The organism is Desulfosporosinus sp. Sb-LF, assembly GCF_004766055.1.
Lineage (GTDB): Bacteria > Bacillota > Desulfitobacteriia > Desulfitobacteriales > Desulfitobacteriaceae > Desulfosporosinus.
The window spans coordinates 257,207-276,157 of sequence record NZ_SPQR01000006.1 but is presented as its reverse complement, the minus strand read 5'-3'; the positions used below and the strand labels follow the sequence as shown (position 1 = coordinate 276,157).

At 44.8% G+C, this 18,951-nt stretch carries 20 protein-coding genes, 1 pseudogene and 1 riboswitch; of the genes and pseudogenes, 3 read left to right on the top strand and 18 right to left on the bottom strand.

The genetic code is table 11. From position 1 onward, the window contains the following. Positions 1–39 precede the first annotated feature (39 nt). The 8 genes from E4K68_RS11255 to E4K68_RS20375 form a co-directional block, all read right to left on the bottom strand. Positions 40–846: an FhaA domain-containing protein gene (locus E4K68_RS11255; RefSeq protein WP_135379016.1), complete on the bottom strand. Its 807-nt coding sequence runs from the start codon at positions 844–846 to the stop codon at positions 40–42. Beyond that, on the bottom strand, positions 846–1,916 hold the full coding sequence (gene rlmN / locus E4K68_RS11250; RefSeq protein ID WP_199241753.1) for a 23S rRNA (adenine(2503)-C(2))-methyltransferase RlmN: 1,071 nt from the start codon (positions 1,914–1,916) through the stop codon (positions 846–848). Before rlmN ends, E4K68_RS11255 begins: the two co-directional genes overlap by 1 nt. A gap of 21 nt (positions 1,917–1,937) precedes the next feature. Then, complete coding sequence (gene rsmB / locus E4K68_RS11245) at positions 1,938–3,296, bottom strand: 16S rRNA (cytosine(967)-C(5))-methyltransferase RsmB (protein WP_135379014.1); 1,359 nt, start codon at positions 3,294–3,296, stop codon at positions 1,938–1,940. After that, the gene (locus E4K68_RS11240) at positions 3,289–3,975 is read right to left on the bottom strand and encodes a zinc metallopeptidase (RefSeq protein ID WP_135379013.1); all 687 of its coding nucleotides are present in this window, start codon (positions 3,973–3,975) and stop codon (positions 3,289–3,291) included. The genes rsmB and E4K68_RS11240 overlap by 8 nt, the downstream gene beginning before the upstream one ends. Before the next feature lie 108 nt (positions 3,976–4,083). Then, complete coding sequence (gene fmt / locus E4K68_RS11235; protein WP_135379012.1) at positions 4,084–5,046, bottom strand: methionyl-tRNA formyltransferase; 963 nt, start codon at positions 5,044–5,046, stop codon at positions 4,084–4,086. 145 nt (positions 5,047–5,191) lie between these two features. Then, positions 5,192–5,644, bottom strand: a complete 453-nt coding sequence (gene def, locus E4K68_RS11230; RefSeq protein WP_135379011.1) for a peptide deformylase — start codon at positions 5,642–5,644, stop codon at positions 5,192–5,194. A gap of 128 nt (positions 5,645–5,772) precedes the next feature. Further along, entirely contained in the window at positions 5,773–8,049 is a 2,277-nt protein-coding gene (priA, locus tag E4K68_RS11225) for a primosomal protein N' (RefSeq protein WP_135379010.1), read from the bottom strand. 33 nt (positions 8,050–8,082) lie between these two features. After that, entirely contained in the window at positions 8,083–8,256 is a 174-nt protein-coding gene (locus E4K68_RS20375; RefSeq protein WP_158291412.1) for a hypothetical protein, read from the bottom strand. 12 nt (positions 8,257–8,268) lie between these two features. Further along, a riboswitch (SAM riboswitch) is annotated at positions 8,269–8,407 on the bottom strand. Between the two features lie 273 nt (positions 8,408–8,680). Between E4K68_RS20375 and E4K68_RS20370 the strand changes: the two genes are divergently transcribed. Both E4K68_RS20370 and E4K68_RS11220 read left to right on the top strand, forming a co-directional pair. Beyond that, positions 8,681–8,818, top strand: coding sequence for a hypothetical protein (locus tag E4K68_RS20370; protein ID WP_158291411.1), 138 nt, complete (start codon positions 8,681–8,683; stop codon positions 8,816–8,818). 246 nt (positions 8,819–9,064) lie between these two features. Continuing rightward, on the top strand, positions 9,065–10,291 hold the full coding sequence (locus tag E4K68_RS11220) for a solute carrier family 23 protein (protein WP_135379009.1): 1,227 nt from the start codon (positions 9,065–9,067) through the stop codon (positions 10,289–10,291). 89 nt (positions 10,292–10,380) lie between these two features. On the opposite strand, the gene E4K68_RS21435 is transcribed toward E4K68_RS11220, so the two are convergent. Then, complete coding sequence (locus E4K68_RS21435; RefSeq protein WP_282432983.1) at positions 10,381–10,503, bottom strand: hypothetical protein; 123 nt, start codon at positions 10,501–10,503, stop codon at positions 10,381–10,383. Between the two features lie 292 nt (positions 10,504–10,795). Here E4K68_RS21435 and E4K68_RS11215 point away from each other — a divergent pair. Continuing rightward, positions 10,796–11,140: pseudogene (locus tag E4K68_RS11215) on the top strand (solute carrier family 23 protein); the annotation flags it as partial. A 192-nt stretch (positions 11,141–11,332) separates the two neighbouring features. Here the strand turns inward: E4K68_RS11215 and E4K68_RS11210 are convergent. The 9 genes from E4K68_RS11210 to dapF all read right to left on the bottom strand — a co-directional run bounded on the left by E4K68_RS11210 (position 11,333) and on the right by dapF (position 18,827). Continuing rightward, positions 11,333–11,734 (bottom strand): ACT domain-containing protein, encoded by a 402-nt coding sequence (locus E4K68_RS11210; RefSeq protein WP_135379008.1) that lies wholly within the window; start codon positions 11,732–11,734, stop codon positions 11,333–11,335. 13 nt (positions 11,735–11,747) lie between these two features. Beyond that, positions 11,748–13,034: a phenylacetate--CoA ligase gene (locus E4K68_RS11205; RefSeq protein WP_135379007.1), complete on the bottom strand. Its 1,287-nt coding sequence runs from the start codon at positions 13,032–13,034 to the stop codon at positions 11,748–11,750. A 218-nt stretch (positions 13,035–13,252) separates the two neighbouring features. Further along, positions 13,253–14,449: a methionine adenosyltransferase gene (gene metK, locus E4K68_RS11200; RefSeq protein WP_135379006.1), complete on the bottom strand. Its 1,197-nt coding sequence runs from the start codon at positions 14,447–14,449 to the stop codon at positions 13,253–13,255. Between the two features lie 5 nt (positions 14,450–14,454). Continuing rightward, entirely contained in the window at positions 14,455–15,663 is a 1,209-nt protein-coding gene (gene coaBC / locus E4K68_RS11195) for a bifunctional phosphopantothenoylcysteine decarboxylase/phosphopantothenate--cysteine ligase CoaBC (protein ID WP_135379005.1), read from the bottom strand. Further along, on the bottom strand, positions 15,663–15,869 hold the full coding sequence (gene rpoZ, locus E4K68_RS11190) for a DNA-directed RNA polymerase subunit omega (protein WP_135379004.1): 207 nt from the start codon (positions 15,867–15,869) through the stop codon (positions 15,663–15,665). The genes coaBC and rpoZ overlap by 1 nt, the downstream gene beginning before the upstream one ends. Beyond that, positions 15,866–16,474: a guanylate kinase gene (gene gmk / locus E4K68_RS11185; protein ID WP_135379003.1), complete on the bottom strand. Its 609-nt coding sequence runs from the start codon at positions 16,472–16,474 to the stop codon at positions 15,866–15,868. The genes rpoZ and gmk overlap by 4 nt, the downstream gene beginning before the upstream one ends. A gap of 9 nt (positions 16,475–16,483) precedes the next feature. Beyond that, the gene (locus E4K68_RS11180; RefSeq protein WP_135379002.1) at positions 16,484–16,759 is read right to left on the bottom strand and encodes a DUF370 domain-containing protein; all 276 of its coding nucleotides are present in this window, start codon (positions 16,757–16,759) and stop codon (positions 16,484–16,486) included. 13 nt (positions 16,760–16,772) lie between these two features. Beyond that, positions 16,773–17,651, bottom strand: a complete 879-nt coding sequence (locus tag E4K68_RS11175; RefSeq protein ID WP_135379001.1) for a YicC/YloC family endoribonuclease — start codon at positions 17,649–17,651, stop codon at positions 16,773–16,775. A 339-nt stretch (positions 17,652–17,990) separates the two neighbouring features. Further along, a complete protein-coding gene (gene dapF / locus E4K68_RS11170) occupies positions 17,991–18,827 on the bottom strand; it encodes a diaminopimelate epimerase (protein ID WP_135379000.1) in 837 nt (278 codons plus the stop codon). Positions 18,828–18,951: the final 124 nt, after the last annotated feature.

The window sequence follows — 18,951 nt, the reverse complement described above, 5'->3', positions numbered from 1 at the left end:
CCAAATCAAAAATCAGAGGTGCTTCGCAAAGCCTCCAATTTATAGTCCTACTAGAGGTGATCTTTGTATGACCAAGACACTTTGTCCAATTTGAATACGGTCACCTGGAGCCGTCATTTGATGAGTAATTCTTTGGCCATTAACAAACGAACCGTTTGTACTTCCCAAATCATCCAACCACCAACTGTTCTCCCCTGAAGCAATTTTCAAATGCCGTCGTGAAACCTCAGGGTCGTGAAGTACGAGGTCACATTGCCCATGACGGCCAATGAACACATCTCCATCCTGCAGAGAAAATGACTCACCAACATCTGGTCCTTCAATAATTTCGAGAAAGTATTCTGAATTCCTTCCTAACTGCTCAACCTCGGTTAAGTTTGTCTTAACACTTTCTCGAAAGATCGTAGTATTTTCGCGCCAATCTTGTTCAGGAGCTGCGTCATTATGCTCATCTTCCTCGTCTCCCCAGTCTACCTCAATAGAGTCATCGAAATCAACTTCAATAGCCATTTCTCGGGGATTCACCGTCTCATCGGCATGAAGTTCAATGGCTGGTTTCGATAAAAACGTGTACCCATTCCGCTGTGCTTCTGCAAATAGATACTTTGAAAGTTCAATGAGAAATACATCCCCAAAGTTAGCCAATGGCCCCCAATCACTTGAATGAAGATAAACCCGGTAAATATTCGGTACATACACTTGTGAAATGCTGACTTGCTTATTTCTAAGCATTGCCTTCACAAGTTCTTTAGCGATTTCTACTGGTTGGAGCCGGGCCGCACCTTTTTTGAAAGCTCCGGTAAATAGAAATTCGGCCATTCCTTCAAATCGGGCCAATAAGCTCATTACAACTCACCCTCCCACTTTCTACGAAGTTGACCGCAAGCTGCGTCAATATCTCCCCCCCGTTCCTCCCGCGAAGAGACGGGAATACCGGCATTTTCTAACACCTGAGCGAACCTCTTGATCTGTTCTATATCGGGACGCTCCATCCCAGTCCCCTCGACTGGGTTTACCGGAATCAAATTGACATGCCCTAGCTGTCCTTTTAGTAGTCTCGCGAGCGCCTCTGCTTCCCCCCGCCTCGCATTCTTCGAGGTCAAAGCGACCTCAAAGGTGATCCGACGATGCGTGATTTGGCTGTATTCTTGACAAGCCTCCATCAGTTGAGCCAGTGGATAACGCCGATTCATCGGAATCAAATCATTTCGCACTTCGTCCTGAGCTGCATGAAGCGAAACAGCCAGCCCAACCTGGGGATTATCTTTAGCCAGTTGAATAATCTTAGGCACCACCCCACAGGTTGAAATCGTCATCCGTCGCATGCCAATAGCCTGGCCTTGCCCATGGTTCAAAAGTTGGATCCCCTTGAGAACCTGATCATAATTGAGTAGGGGCTCGCCCATACCCATAAAGACAATGTTGGTCACCTGGAAATCCGGATCTTCCTGACGGACATAATGGGTAATATCTAGAACTTGACCCACAATTTCAGCGACACTTAGATTTCTCCGAAAGCCTTCCAACCCAGTAGCACAAAATGCGCACCCTACCGCGCACCCAACTTGAGTAGAGACACAAACGGTATGACGATCTCGTGATATAGTGCGCGCATAATCCATTAAAACACACTCAATGGTTTCTCCATCGTTAAGACGAAACAAATATTTACGTGTGCCATCCTGGGAACGCTGTTCACGAATCCGCTCCAACGGATAAAGATGCAAGTGGGAACTTAACGTTTGGCGGTCTCCTTCCCCAACAGTTTTCATCTGGTCCCAAGTACGCACTGCTTTTTGTTGCGCCCATTGAAATAATTGGGTCGCCCGAAACCGTTTTAGGCCTATCTCTTGACAAATCTCAATCAGTTCATCGATTGAACAACCGCGCAGCTCAACACTTTCCATAATCTTTATTATTCACCCAATTCATTCCACTTAAACTTCCTTACGATGAAATTTTGCTAAGAAAAATCCATCCATCCCATGCCGATGCGGTAAGAGTTGCAGCATCCCTTTACTCGCCTGTTGAATATCGCGTGAATCTTCAAGGGTAAAAGGCAAATCCTCCACCAAATTGACAGGCTCAAATTCAGGATGCGAAGTGCGAAACATCTTAACTAGTTCAAAGTTCTCTTCCGGTTCAGTCGTACAGGTCGAGTAGATTAAATCTCCTCCTACATCAACACAAGAAGCGGCACGTTCTAAAATAGCCAGTTGAAGCGGAGGTAAATCCTTCAAATCCTGTTCTTCTTTCTGCCAACGCAGATCTGCCCTACGTCTAAGAACACCCAAACCAGAACAAGGAGCATCAACCAACACGCGATGTTGCGAGCAAAGTTGTATTCCAGGTAAATCCCGAGCATCGCCCCCATGAGATTGAACGATCGTAATACCAAGTCTTTGGGTTAGCTGGTCAATAAGTTCCAGTTTGTGAGTATGGATATCAAACGCTTGAATTTCTCCCTCATCGTTCATCCTTTGCGCTAAGTGCGTCGTTTTTCCACCAGGAGCACTACAGGTATCCAACACGCGTTGTCCTGGTTTTGGATCAACAACATGTGCAACAAGTTGAGAGCTTTCATCCTGAACCGTAAAAAGCCCCTCCCGAAAACTCTCGAGTTGGTCTAGCGCCCCGAAATTTTGAATTCTTAAACTTTCCGGTATCCGAGTACCCAATTCGACCGCAATTCCTTCTCGCGTGAGACGCTCCACTAAATCTTCGCGTGAAATCTTAAGTGTATTTGTACGAATCCAAGTTTGGGCTGGCTCATTATTGGCATGACACAAAGCCTCCGTTTCCTCCAAGCCCCAACGCTTTAGCCATCGTCGAATCATCCATTCCGGGTGAGAGTAGCGCACCGAAAGGTAGCGTACTGTTTCCCGCTTCGAATCCGGCCAAGGAAAATCCCACCCTTTATTCATGACTCTCCGCAAGACGACATTCACCAATCCAGTGAATTTAGGGAAGGTTTTTGCTAACTCGACACTTTCATTGACCGCGACCGCGTGCGGAACTTTATCGAGATAAAGCAGTTGAAAAGCTCCGATACGCAAAATTGCGCGAACTTCATGAGGAAGTGCCGACATTGGTTTGCTCAAATAAAAACGTAGCGCATAATCCAAGGTTAGGCGGTGTTTAAGTGAGCCATTTACCAATAACGTGACAAATTGGCGGTCTCTAGAATCTGTGAGCCTACCAATGGTTTTCTGTAACACGAGATTGGCGTAGCCTCCCTCTGCTTCGACTCGTGTCAGGATCTGAACTGCCATCTTCCGTGCGGTTTCCTTAATCATCACTTCTACCTCTAGCTATCAGAATAAACCGAGCCAACTGCAGTACTGCAGCCAAGGCAGCGGCAACATAGGTCAACGCAGCCGCATTTAACACCGAACGTGCGCCACGGACTTCATCACTCCCCAACATACGTCCCTCCTGTAAGAGCAACAACGCTCTGTGACTGGCATTATATTCCACAGGAAGGGTGATCAACTGAAACAGGACTGCAAATGTAAACGCCAAAATCCCCAACTGAAGGAGCCAGCCAAAACTCGGCATAAAAAGACCTATCATGATTAGAATCGGGCCAGCCCCACTGCCAATATTAGCCACAGGGACAAAGGACGACCTAAGTTGCATGGGAAAATACCCTGACGCGTGTTGTAACGCATGACCCGTTTCATGAGCCGCCACTGCCACGGAAGAAAGTGAATTACCGTGATAGACATCTTCACTGAGATTAATGACCCTGCTACGCGGGTCGTAGTGATCACTTAGCCGCCCCCCAATCGGTTCCACACGCACATCGTAAAGCCCGTTACCATTTAATATTGCTCGCGCAGCCTGTGCTCCCGTAAGCCCCGACTGGGCACGTATGGAAGAATAATGCTTGTAGGCAGAAGAAATTCGGTATTGCGCGAATAAAGAGAGTAATATTGCCGGAATTAAAAGGACCATTGTAGAATCCCAAAACATAATGCACCCTCCATTTACAACCAGTGTAAAATCCCCAAAGCAGGAGTTTCTAATTAATATCTGATTATTGTAGATATATAACCCGTAATAGCTTAACTCTTGAATCTATCAGTTGAATTTCTCTCCAATCTGCCCATGCCGACCATTAAAGAAATCACGAGCTGACATAGCACGTTTCCCTGCTGGTTGGACCTCTATAATTCGAAGAATTCCATTCCCAGTCTGAACCAGTAACCCAGTCCCAAGCATCTCGATTATTTGACCCGGTTCAGCGGTTACTTCCCTCGCAAACCCTTCCGTTTCTAAATCCTTGTCTGACCAGGAAAAGGGCATGCTTCGCCAAATCTTAAGATTTTCTCCCCGAAAAGTCGAAAACGCGCCTGGCCAAGGATTCAACCCGCGAATCTGATCATGCAATTCAGTCGCCTTACGTGACCAATCGACACCTTCATGTTCACGTTTCAGCAGGGGCGCATAATTGGATTCTCCAATTTGAGGTGTAGCAATTAAACTTCCCATTTCCAATTCACGTAGAGTTTCTATTAAGAGACCTCCACCGAGAGCGGCTAACTCATCATGAATCTCGCCGGTTGTTGCTTCGTTAGAAATTGGAACCTCTTGTTTTAGCAATATGTCCCCTGTATCTAAACCTTCATCCATAAGCATAGTAGTCACTCCCGTATGGGATTCTCCCTTCATGACCGCCCAATGAATTGGGGCTGCCCCACGGTAAGCGGGTAACAGGGAAGCATGGACATTAATACACCCCTTTGGAGGCAATTGCAAAATATCCTTTGATAAGATTTGTCCATAGGCAACAACAATAATACTATCTGGAGCTAAGACCCGTAGCAACTGGATTCCTTCCGAAGTTTTAATCTTTTTCGGTTGAAAAACAGGTATTCCTAATTCCTCTGCCGCAACTTTAACCTGACTGGGCTTTAAATTTTTGCCTCGCCCAGCCGGCCGATCAGGTTGTGTAAAGACCCCCACAACATCATGTCCTCCATTCACCAAGGCTCGTAAAGAAGGTACGGCAAAATCCGGTGTACCCATAAAAACTAAACGCATACTGATTCCCCCTTCTCGAAGTCCGAAGTTCGTGGATCGGAACGTTTCTGCTAAGCGGATGAGTTAGAAGGTGCTGTCCATAGAGCAGCGACGCAACCAACTGACGCTTGCAGAAAGCGCTCTCGACAGCCTAACCCGCCAGCGTTCAGCTTCTATAGGTCTTTTTCGCAACATCAACAAATAAAATTCCTTCGAGATGGTCAATTTCGTGTTGTAAAGCCCGAGCCAACAAACGATCCGCCTGAATATCCAACAGTTCTCCTTGGCGATTTAGGCCCTGAACACGAACTTTAGCAGCCCTCAGTACATCACCTGTCATCTTTGGAATGCTAAGGCACCCTTCCTCATCCATTTGCTCCCCCTCTTTTTCTAAAATGACAGGATTAATGAGTTCCAACAACCTATCTCCTACTTCAATAACGACGACCCTCTTGGATACTCCGATTTGAGGAGCGGCCAACCCCACTCCCTCTGCAGCACGCATTGTATCAACCATGTTATCAAGGAGTTTTATGATAGAAGGATTAATTTCTTTAACTTCTTTTGCCTTTTCACGTAATACCTCTGCACCCATTTCAACAATCTTATAAACAGCCATTTTTCAATTACTCCTTTCAATAAAGCCCTAACTGAAGTCTTTTGTCACTATTTTATCTATGCTTTCTAGTAAGTAATTTTGCAATTATCCATAATATACTTTATTTCGTTATCAAATAAAATTGCTTTTTAACTGGAAAGGGGGTCGACTTCAATGTTCAAAACAACGCCACTACTAGCAGAATTTTTGTAAAACATTTGAACCCCTCGATGCAAAAACGCCCTGAGTTGATCCAAATTTGTCCCTTTAACGGATACTTGCCATCTCCATTGATTCTTAAGTCTAGGTAAAACAGCTGGAGCGGGTCCCAGGATATCTAATTCATTATTTCCAAATTTAGGGTTTTGCATTCCCTGCTGCAGACATGCCCCCAAATCATTAGCCCCTCTGATGACCCGATCCTCTTTTTCATGAAGTAGTAGGACACGGATGATATGGGTGAACGGCGGATACCTTCGCACTTTACGATACCGAATCTCTTCCCAAAAAAACCCTTGGAAATCATGATGGGCTGCCCTCAAAATAGCACCCTCTGTCGGCGAATACGTTTGAATGACAACTTCACCCGCTTTTATGCTCCGCCCCGCTCGACCAGCGACCTGAGTTAAAAGTTGAAACGTCCGTTCTCTGGCCCGGAAATCGGGCATATTGAGCATCTGATCTGCGGCAATCACTCCAACTAACGTGACATTCGGAAAATCGAGCCCTTTGGCCATCATTTGCGTCCCTACCAGAATAGATGCTTTTTGACGACGAAAACTTTCCAAGATCGTGCGATGTGCTTCGCCAGATCGTGTCGTATCGAAGTCTAATCGCAATATAGGAACCTCTGGCAACAAGCCCTGAAGCTCCTCCTCCACACGCTGTGTTCCTTGTCCAAAAAACCGGATGTACCGACTACCACATTGCGGACACGTATGAGGAGGAAGCTCTTTGTGGTTACAATAGTGGCAACACATAGCCTGCCCTTGACTATGATAAGTGAGGGCAATATCACAATTAGGACAACCCATCACATAACCACATTCCCTGCAAACTACAAAGGTGGAATACCCCCTGCGATTTAAAAAAAGCATGGTTTGCTCGCCACGTTCAAGTCTTTCCCTCAATTTTTGTTGTAGAAGAAGAGAAAACATGCTCCGATTTCCATTTAAAAGTTCCTCCCGCATATCCACGATTTCAACGGGCGGTAAGACACTCATTCCAATCCGCGCAGTCATCGTTAACAAGTGTATTTTACCCGATTGCGCTGCAGCATAGGCTTCTAAGGAAGGAGTCGCACTCCCGAGTAATACCACACCCTTTCGCTGTTCCATCCGCTTACGGGCAACATCTCGTGCATGGTATTTGGGATTCTCATCTTGTTTATACGCGCCATCGTGTTCCTCATCTAAAATGATGAGACGTAAATTTGGCAGAGGTGCAAACACAGCCGAACGAGCCCCGATGACGATCCGCTTTTGCCCAGATAAAATGTCTTCCCAGGCTTTCATTTTTTCCCTTGGCTGTAAGCCAGAGTGCAAAATTATGACTTTCCCGCCGAATTGAGTTTCGAAATAACGAGCAACTTGAGAAGTCAAGGAAATCTCAGGTACAAGGAGAATGGCATCTCCACCTTCGACTAATACCTTTGTGATCAACTCTCGATAGACGTCCGTTTTTCCACTACCTGTCACACCATGCAATAAAACAGTTTGAGATGAACCTCCCTCTAATGCAGCCGACACTTTGCTCACTGCCGAGGCTTGCTCCACGGTTAATTCGTAAGTCCGACCTGAAGGAGAGTTGGAGCCATTGATCTCTAATGGACCTTCATTGCAAGATGCTTTCCTTTTAGACCCTTCCCCGGTCGAAACAAAGCGAGTTTCCTTTTTCGCCAACCCTTGTTGGATAAGTTTCTCAAGCATCTCCACGGAGATATTCGCTCGTTTTAAGAAGATCTTTAGAGATATAGACTTACTCCGCGCCCGGTTAAGCACCGAAATCGCACGATAAGCATCCGTATCCAGCCACTGCAGAGTCTGAACATCTGGATCCTTAATAGATACCTGGAGAATGATCCACTCTTCTACTTTTCCTTTGAGTAGCGGCCAGACCGTATGTAAGCATTGTGCCACAGAGCAGATTGTCGTTTTTGCTAACCAATGTGCCAGCTCAATCAGCTCCGTAGGAACAAGACTCTCTTCGTCCACAATCTCCAGAACGGGTTTCAGCTTTACAGACGCCAGTTCATCTGGCAGATCATTGGTCACATTCACGACAAGTCCCTGAACCTTACGGTTTTGAAGAAAGACGAGTACTCGCATTCCTATTATCAAGGCAAAATGCTCAGGAATAGCATAATGATAACTTTGATCCAGGCGCCGATTTGCTACATCAACCAATACTTCAGCATAGCGAAACACCAAGACGCCTCCTTATCAGCAAAAATATCAACATTACCTTACCATTATATACTTTGTCAACTCAACCGTCATCTCATAGTAATTAAAAGGAGTGATCAGATAAATCCCCTTAAAGTGCTCCATCGCCGCATCTGTAACTGAAAATCTTCGAAAGGAATTTAAGAAGAAACAAAAAGCCCCTTCTGAAAAGAGAAGAGGCTTGCCCATTATTTGCCACTCCTCTTATCTATCAGAAGAATCATTATAACTGTCTTCTGCAGGAATTAGCACCATACCGCTTCCTTGCATCAAAACGCAAGAGTTAACGGCTGGTTGCCGGGTTTCATTGGGCCAGTCCCTCCACCACTCCAGATAAGAGATTTATGAAATTAAAAAACAGTGTAACAGTTATAGGACAGTATGTCAACACACCGCTGAACATGCCGAGCCAGATAATTGAGGCTAAGAAATTAATAACCTCTTGTCAAAATAGAATGAATTATGGTATGCTCAATACAAGTTAAATCCTTGCACCTTTAAATTAGTCCCGTGAGACTAAGAAGGGAATGGCGAACCATGGATTAAACATGGACACCTCTTTCTTGCTTGCGGGCAGGGAAGAGGTTTTTTGTTTAGAAAGAGGAGGAATACGATGTCTACAGAAATTCAAATCCACGAAAAACTCCCCCTTGCCCAGGCGGTCCCTCTCGGTTCACTACACGTCTTTGCCATGTTCGGTGCTACGGTTCTTGTCCCTTTTAAACTCGGTGTATATTACGATAATAACTAGAGTACCTTAATTACCAACGGGTTGAGGCATTATTATTTCATAAAAATTCTATATGAGATATGTAGTAATTGATTGGATTGAGTTACTAACCAATCTAACCCGAAGGGTTAAAAGAACACAAGGTCTAGCTGAGTTTCGCGTTAGCGAAACGAAGACAGCACCGACTGTAAGGAGGATTCCTTCAGAGTAATACCTGAGAGTTTACATGCCTGTATAGGCATTAAGTACAATTAGGAGGATGACAAGATGATGAATGAAGTTCAAATTAACGAAAGATTACCATTAACTAGAGCTATACCCCTCGGAGTGCAACATTTGTTTGCCATGACGGGGTCCACAATTTTAGTGCCTTTCCTGACGGGGCTAAGTCCCGCCACAGCATTGTTTTGTTCAGGTATTGGGACAATAGTATTCTTACTTCTAACACGTAGCAAAGTTCCTGCTTATCTCGGTTCATCTTTCGCCTTTATTGCCAGTTTAACAGCATTTATCAAGGATCAGCATAATCTAGCTTCAGCAATGACCGGAGTTTTATCGGTAGGTATAGCATATATTCTCATTTACTTTATACTTCGCCTATTTGGTACTAAGTGGATAAACAAAATAATCCCCCCTGTTGTTGCAGGAAGTGTTGTAGCAATTATCGGATTAAGTTTAACACCAGTAGCAATATCAATGGCAGGTGCAAATTGGATTGTAGCAATCTTTACATTAGCAGTAGCAATTTTAGTCAGTGTATATGCTAAAGGGTTTCCTAAAGTCATACCAATTCTTATAGCGATTGTGGCAGGATATATACTTGCTGGGTTTATGGGATTAGTTGATACAGCCAAGATTATTGCATCTTTTAAAACGCCATTTGTTTTACCATTCAGCAGTTTTGGCACACTCAACTTTAATGTAACTGCTATACTAACTTTCGCTCCATTAGCTCTCATTACACTGATTGAAGATTTAGGTCATATGATGATTCTTGGTAACATTACTCATACTGATCCAATTCAAGACCCAGGTTTTGATAGAGTTGTTTTAGGGAATGGTTTAGCAACAGGTATAGCCAGTTTGTTTGGTGGAGTTCCACTGACAACGTATGCAGAAAATATCGGTGTATTAGCCATTACGAAGGTATATAGCACATTCAATATATGGATTGCGGCTATTAGTGCCATTATTCTAAGTACCTTTAACCCCTTGCAAGCATTGATTATGTCCATTCCAACCCCAGTTATGGGTGGCGTAGTAATCCTATTATTCGGAATGATTGGCGCAGCTGGACTAAGAACTCTCATCGAAGCTAAAGTCGATTTTTCACAAAACAAAAACCTTATTATTGCAGCAGTAATATTCGCTTTAGGCATCGGGTTAACTAATCATGGTATCATGTTTGCTACTCTAGCAGGAATTTTCTTAAATCTTATTCTCAAGGCTGAAACTGAAGAGGTATTAGATATGACCAAAGAGGCCGCAAAATAGGAGAGTTAATGTTGCGACTCCTTACAAGCTAAGAAACAGCCTAGCAGGATTATATCCTCGCTAGGCTGTTTTCTATTACCAGCACATTCTTAACTGGCATCCTCAATACGTCTGACTTGCGCTTCAAACTGACGGATCGCTTCTTCCTCAGATGTGCCAGCCGAACCATGTCGGTAAATGCGACCATTTTCAGAAGACACACCTTGCTTCATCTTCTCTAAATCAGTACATATCTCATAGCGCTTACCGATATAGGTCGTGAAATATAATAGTATAATAAGATTCATCAAAGTACGTGATTTTTTTATGAGCTACTTCGCATTAGTAGGATGCGAAGTTTGCTAATCTCGTATAATATCGAAATGAGAACACCTCCCGTTTTATGGGAGGTGTTAGATTTGGCTTTTTATCGAAGCTAATCAGGGTATTATTGTTTGTAATCTTCACTATGTTCGATGTAATTTGGTGTTACCACCAAAAAATTATTCTTATAGACTGAACTTTCTTGATAACCCCGGATTTCATCGTGTCCTTCTTGGTAACGGCTTAGCCACCACCGTAGCTAGTTTTCTCGGAGGTCCTCCGGTGACCACCTACGGTGAGAACATTGGAATGCTTGCTGTAACCAAGGTTTATAGTACCTTCAACATCTGGATGGCAGCGATCATCGCCGTCGTCTTCAGTCTGTTCAATCCTTTACAAGCCGCAATCATGTCCATTCCTACAGCAGTTATGGGTGGAGTCACCATACTCCTCTTCGGGATGATCGGCACGGCAGGTTTACGTACTCTTATCGAGGCTAAAGTAGACTTTTCCGAAACGAAAAACCTCATCATTGCCTCCGTCATCTTATTTCTCTCTTAGAAACGGTCGTCATCCTATTCAAACGCCTCTCTTACCGTCGTACCCAACGCCCACCAATGACTTACCTAGAGGAAGCTTCTCAGTAGAGAGCACTCTAGTTGTCTTCTAATGGGTTTTAGCAACATCGTCAAGAAGATAACAAAGCAGCGCGTATGTAAACGGCTGAGAAACTGACTCCTACCTTATCAGCGAATTGATCTTCTGCATCGCCTTCTCCATAATCACCTGATCTTGTACTCGGAGAACAACTTGGGCCTGTTCATTTTCCTTTTCTACAAAAGCATAAATATATTCCACTACAACGTCCTCTTTGACAAGTTCGTTGAGCATCTCAGCCAGCCCTCCGGCGCGATCTGGTACCTTAAGTACCCAAACCTGAGTTAAGGAAACAACGACTTTGTGTTGCCGTAATTTTTCCGTTGTTACTTCAGGCTCATCCACGATAATCCGCAACACCCCATAATCTTTGGTATCCGCCAGCGATAGAGCCCGCAAATTCACCTTAAGTTCAGCGAGTAGATTAATGACCTCGGACAACCGCCCTTTTGCATTCTCCAGGAAAATCGATAATTGTAACATACTCTACCCCTCCCTATTGACGTTTGTCGATAACCCGTACGGCTTTCCCCTCACTCCGTGGAATGCTCTTGGGTTCCACCAAGCGAATACGAACCGAGATCCCCAGAATTTCTTCAATTCTCTGTTTTAGGAGTTCTTGACGCGCTTCCAACTCTCGTACTTCGTCAAAGAAGCTGGCTTCATTGACTTCCACCTGGACTTCTAATTGATCCAAGTTTCCCACTCGGTAAACGACTAAGAGATAATGCGGTTCAAACCCTCCCAAGGAAAGGATAGCCTCCTCAACTTGACTGGGAAAGACATTGACTCCTCGAATGATTAACATATCATCTACTCGAGCCGAAACTCGTTCCATTGTCCAGCCGACGTTTCCGCAGGAACATGTTCCATAATCTAACGTGGTCAAATCTTTTGTCCGATAGCGCAAAGACGGGAACCCTTCCTTTTCTAAACTAGTAATAACCAACTCCCCTCGTTCTCCTTCAGTCAATGGATTCCCCTCAGGATCCAAAATCTCCGGATAAAAATGTTCGTCAATATGTAATCCCTGATGAGCCGGACATTCCAAAGCTACACCCGGTCCCATGGTTTCACTGAGCCCATAGATATCAAACGCCTTGATACCCAATCGTGCTTCGATTTGCTCCCTCATGCCTTCTGTCCAAGGCTCTGCTCCGAAGATTCCAATTCTCAGCTTTAATTCATCCCGTGAAATCCCCGATTCTTCTAAACTTTCCGCTAAATATAACGCGTAGGAAGGAGTGCATGCCAACACAGTTGTACCAAAATCCCGCATAAGCATGAGCTGACGCGCAGTATTTCCTCCTGAAATGGGCACGACCACAGCACCCAGTTCTTCACAGCCATAGTGCAGCCCCATACCGCCAGTAAATAAGCCGTATCCATAAGCAATTTGAACGATATCCTTCCGGGTTACGCCCGCTCTTTTAAGTCCACTTGCGACGATCTTTGCCCAAAGCGATATGTCATTACGGGTATACCCCACAACCGTCGGCTTACCCGTTGTTCCAGAAGAGGCATGAAGGCGCACAATATTATCCATCGGTTCGGCAAAAAGCCCAAACGGATAATTTTGGCGCAAATCCTCCTTCGTAGTCAGTGGGATTTTCTGAAAATCCCTCAGAGTCTGAATATCCTCTGCTTGGTTAATCCCCACTGCTTTAAATCGTTCTTGATAGTAGGGAATAGGAAACACACTCTCTACCGTTTTTCGAAGACCTTTTAGCCAATGTTTCTCTGCCAGCTCAGCTCCCATATCTTCATGTTCTACTTTGTCCATTACCCAATCTCTCCCTACCCTGAATTTTATGTACAATATCCATTTCTATAACACGTTCCACCTAAATCAAAATTTGTTAGACTACTATAATACAGTTTCGGTTATCATACATAAATTATCAACATTTTGTCAAGGTAACTTTTGAAGATCGACTAACGGCAAAATAACGCCCCACATCACGCATTGTGATATAGGGCGCTTTCAAACCACGTTTATATTTAGAGTTGCAATCCCGCAAGTTTCCTCAAGGCTTCAACCTTATCTGTTCTTTCCCAAGGGAGATCAAGGTCCGTTCGTCCAAAATGCCCATAAGCTGCCGTTTGACGATAAATCGGACGACGAAGATCCAACGTTTTAATAATTCCCGCCGGACGTAGGTCAAATATCTGCATGACAAACTCCGCAATCTGAGCATCGGGTAGTTTTGCTGTACCAAAGGTCTCAATCGAGACGGATACCGGACGGGCTACTCCAATTGCATAAGCGATTTGCAATTCGCACCGCTCAGCCAATCCTGCAGCAACGACATTTTTTGCCACATAACGAGCGGCATAAGCTGCTGAACGATCAACCTTTGTGGGGTCTTTGCCGGAGAACGCACCACCGCCATGGCGAGCCATTCCACCATACGTGTCGACAATAATCTTACGTCCCGTTAGACCACAATCCCCTTGGGGACCCCCGATGACAAACCGTCCAGTTGGGTTGATGAAATACTTCGTATCCTCATCCAGAAGTTCTTTAGGAACGGTTGGATAGACAACATATTGCAGCAAATCACGTCGGATTTGGTCTTGGGTGACATCAGGATGATGCTGAGTGGAGATTACGATGGTATCCACACGGATCGGTTTGTTGTCCTCATATTCCACGGTAACCTGTGTTTTACCATCTGGACGAAGGTAGCTTAAAAAATCAGATTTTCTCATCTCACTGAGTTTTCGTGCCAAGCGGTGGGCTAAGTCAATAGGAAGCGGCATGAAACTTTCACTCTCATTCGTCGCATAGCCGAACATCATACCCTGGTCACCGGCTCCGATCGCTTCAATATCACGGTCCGTCATATCGCCAGTCTTCGCTTCCAAAGCTCGATTTACACCCAGCGCTATATCAGCTGATTGCTCCCCTATCGAAGTTAAGACCGCACAGGTATCCGCATCAAAACCATATTTCGCCCGTGTATAACCAACCCCGCGAATTGTCTCCCTTACAACATGAGGGATATCCACATAACACGTCGTGGTAATCTCTCCACTAACCAGAACCAATCCCGTCGTCACAGTTGTTTCACAAGCAACTCGAGCATTAGGGTCTTGCGCATAAATAGCATCAAGAATAGCATCTGAAATTTGATCACAGATCTTATCTGGATGTCCTTCTGTCACAGACTCGGATGTAAATAATTTTCTAACCAATTACTTCACTCCTTTGTTTCCACATCGAGGAGGCTGGCAATCTCACGAACGAGATTTCGCGCAACCTCTAGTTTGCTCATCTGAGGAAAATCTATTCTTCTTCCGTCGGGAAAAAGAAAACTGACTATATTCGTCGGGCTACCAAAGCCAGCTCCCGGCTTGGTAACATCATTAGCGACTAAGAGATTTACGTTCTTCCTGTGCATTTTATCCTGAGCATTAGCCAAAAGATTCTCCGTTTCGGCTGCAAATCCTATAAGAACCTGGGACGTTTTCCTACGACCCAGTTCAGCTAAGATATCCGGGTTCGGGACTAACTCAATCATCCGATTAGTCCCATTCTTCTTAATCTTCTGTTCGGCCTGAACAGCAGGGCGATAATCCGCAACCGCCGCAGCCTTGACAACAACATCAATCTCAGAGAAACGCTCTAAGACCGCATCATACATCTCAAGTGCTGTCTGCACGGATATACGGGTTACTCCAGGTGGGGTTTTAAAATCTGTTGGCGCACTGACGAGAACGGTTTCTGCACCCGCTTCCTGTAGAGCTTGAGCGATTGCATACCCCATTCGTCCAGAACTTCGGTTACCGAGATAACGAACCGGGTCCAGCGGTTCTTGAGTTCCTCCAGCCGTCACAAGTGCCTTCTTACCCTTTAAAGACCCACCACCGGATAAAAACCGAGTTAACGATTCCACGATCTCCACCGCTTCACTCATTCGCCCGATCCCTTCCGTACCACACGCTTGAAAGCCTGTTGAAGGACCAATAATTTGGATTCCTCGATCTACAAGGCGAGCAAGATTGTCCTGTGTCGCAGGGTGAAGATACATCGCATGGTTCATCGCTGGTGCTACAAAAATTGGTGCACGCGTTGCTAGAAGAACTGTTGAAAGAAAATCATCCGCCAATCCAATAGCCATTTTTGCCAACATATTGGCCGTAGCCGGAGCAACAATTACTAAATCAACATGCTCAGCTAAAGCAATATGCTCAACATTCCACAATTTGGGCTCATCAAACATATCCACGTACACAGGATTAGCGGAAAGTGTCCGCAGTGTAAGTGGTGCAATAAATTCCGTTGCGGACTTCGTCATTGCAACATGAACTTCAGCGTTTAACTTACGCAAACGGCTTATAATTTCCGCTGCCTTATAAGCAGCGACTCCACCAGTGACCCCGACAAGAATTTTCTTCCCTGAAAGCATCACAGACTCTCTTCTGGAGTACATTCATAAGTGAATTTGGAATTAGAAATCTCCTCGAGCGAAATACTCACAGGCTTTATACCCTTAGCCAAATCTTCGTGCTTTGCCTCTTCCATTATCTCACGAGCCCGTTTGGCTACCACAAGGACCAACGTGTACTTGCTATCCACCTTATCCATTAGGCGGTCCAGTGAAGGTTGTTTCATGTAGACTCCCCCTTAAAAACAAACGGTTTTCGTTTAACGCGACATTTTTCGGCCACGAGAATACTCTTTAATTTATCGACAGCGACAGGAACTTCATCGTTAACAACGACATAGTCATACTCACTAATATATTCAAGTTCCTGAATAGCAGTGGCTAACCGTTTCTGAATGACTTCCTCTGTCTCAGTTCCCCGTTTGTGAATGCGTTCAGAAAGAACATCTAACGAAGGCGGGACAATAAAGGTAAACACACCTTGAGGAAACCGTTTCTTGATTTGTAGTGCCCCTTGTATTTCAATCTCTAAAATGACATCCTGTCCTGCTCGAATCGCTTGTTCTACTGCAAATCGTGGCGTACCATAGTAATGATCACAAAACGCAGCCCATTCCAACAAATCATCCCCAGCAATCATGGATTCGAATTCTTGACGTGGACGAAAAAAATAATGAACCCCTTCCACTTCACCAGGTCGTGGCGTCCTCGTCGTCATCGAGACAGAATATCTCAGATCGGGCATTTGACGAAGCAATTCTTGACAAAGTGTCCCTTTGCCAGCCCCGGAAGGGCCCGAAAGTATAATTAATAAACCATGACCTTTTTCCACACTACACCTCTAATCTGCCGGGTCTTCTACATGGGTACTAGACTCTTTTGTTGAAAGGCGATGTGCCACTGTTTCAGGCTGAACTGCGGATAAAATCACATGTTGGCTGTCACAAATAATTACCGCGCGAGTACGCCGACCATAGGTAGCATCAATCAACATGCCTGCATCCCGTGCTTCTTGAATAATGCGTTTGATCGGGGCGGATTCAGGACTAACGATCGAAATAATTCGATTGGCAGATACAATATTGCCAAACCCGATGTTGATGAGCTTAATGTCCAAGAGGAATCCTCCATTACTCTAAATTTTGAATTTGCTCGCGCACCTTTTCTAATTCGCTTTTCACACTAACCACTTGCTGTCCAATCCTTAAATCATTAGCCTTCGATCCAATAGTATTGATTTCTCGGTTCATTTCCTGAACTAAGAAATCAAGTTTACGCCCTACAGGATCACAACTTCGCAAGGCTTCCCGACATTGAGCTAGATGGCTGTCAAAGCGAACCAACTCTTCAGTAATTGATGTACGATCCGCAAAATAAACCACTTCATTTGCCATTCGCGCCGCATCCAACTCAACTTCTCCCAGGAGTGTTTGGATACGTCCCTGCAAGCGTTCTTGATAGTCTGTTACGACATTTGGAGCACGCCCGGCAATCGTCTGCAGATACTCAGCAATAAGATCGAGCCTTTGTAATAGATCGATCGTTAACTTTTCTCCTTCCTTCCGGCGCATTTGCTTGAAACCATCGGAGGCCTTCGAAAGTGCTACAGCACATGCCTCCCACAAAACATCAAGCTCAAATTCAGGCTCTTCAACCCCAAGAACATCCGGCAAGGTGACTAAACGGTAAATATCCGCTTCATACGCTGTATGTAGAGCTAAGGCGAGATCCTTCAATGCCTTATCATACGACAGGGCTAATTCTTTGTCAACCTTCACCAATCTCTTTCGTCCTTCTGTTTCCACCACATTAACATGCACTTCGATCCGACCGCGCTGGAACTCCGCTTGTAGTATTTTGCGTATTCGTTCCTCAAAACTAGTAAAGTTACGTGGCGAACGCACTACAATTTCCAGAAAACGATGATTAACGGATTTAAGCTCAATAGAGAACTGATAACCATTTCCACTTGCCTCTCCTCGTCCAAATCCAGTCATACTATTTGCCATAGGCCACCCGGCATGAGCATCGCCCAACCAGGTTTATTCACCTCTTTATTATTAATAAGCCACGATCGATCGCTTTAACTGAATATAAACCTAGTTACTCCTTCCTAATATTATAAATTACCTATGGCCATAAAGCAAAAAGGGAACCTCAAGAGGTTTCCCATCCTTGCTAAAGTTCCAATTCCCCAGAGCTATCCTACAAACACTAGAATGCTTCCCTAAATCGTTCCGTATTAATCGTCAGCGAAATCCGGAAGTTAACCCTCATATATTGAGAAAACCTCCTCCAAAGCTTCAATCAACTAGATTACCCTCTCATAATACAGCCTAAATGAAAATCTAGGAATCCAACCATTCGCCCTTAAACGCATAAGTGGCGGGACCAGTCATATAGACGTGATTGTCGTTTCCCCACTCAATAAATAAGTCCCCACCTGGCAGATGAACAATTACAGCACGTTCTGTCTTATGGTTAAGCACGGCAGCAACCGTAGAGCCACAAGCACCCGTACCACAGGCTAGCGTCGGTCCAGCACCCCGCTCCCAAACTTTCATAGTCATTTCACGAGGAGAATCGACACGAATGAACTCGACATTCGTCTTACGTGGAAACAACGGATGTTTTTCAATTGCCGGTCCAATATGTTCAAAATCCAACGTTGCAAAATCCTCTACAAAGATTACACAGTGCGGATTCCCCATGGAAACGGCCGTATATTGAAATTTCTCCCCCATTGCTTCAAGGGACTGCGCAACCACCGGTTCCTCACCCCCCAGGACTGGAATGAGGTCCGCCCGTAGAATGGGCTCACCCATATCCACCCGTACTCCTTGAACAGTGCCTTCTTGAATATCAAGTCCTAAGGTCAAAACTCCCGCTAGGGTTTCAACACGCATTGGGTTATGTAGGACAATCCCCTGATCGTAAACATACCGTGCAAAACATCGTATAGCATTCCCACACATTTCTGGTTCAGATCCGTCTGAATTATAGATACGCATCCTAGCATCTGCGACGTTCGAAGGTAGAATAACAGCTAACCCATCCCCTCCGATTCCGAATTGCCGATGACAGAGCTTTTTAGCCAACTTCGGATAATCTAAGTCCTCCGAGACAGAAAAATGGTCTAGGAAAACAAAATCATTCCCCAGACCATGCATTTTAATGAATTCCATCGTGCTTCCCCCTCTATACTGATCCGACGGCTAACAGCCACAGGATCTCCTCTTCTTAATAGTCCACATTAATAGGAAGATAAAATGGCGCCAAGCCCCTGGATAAACTCTACTAATCTTATGG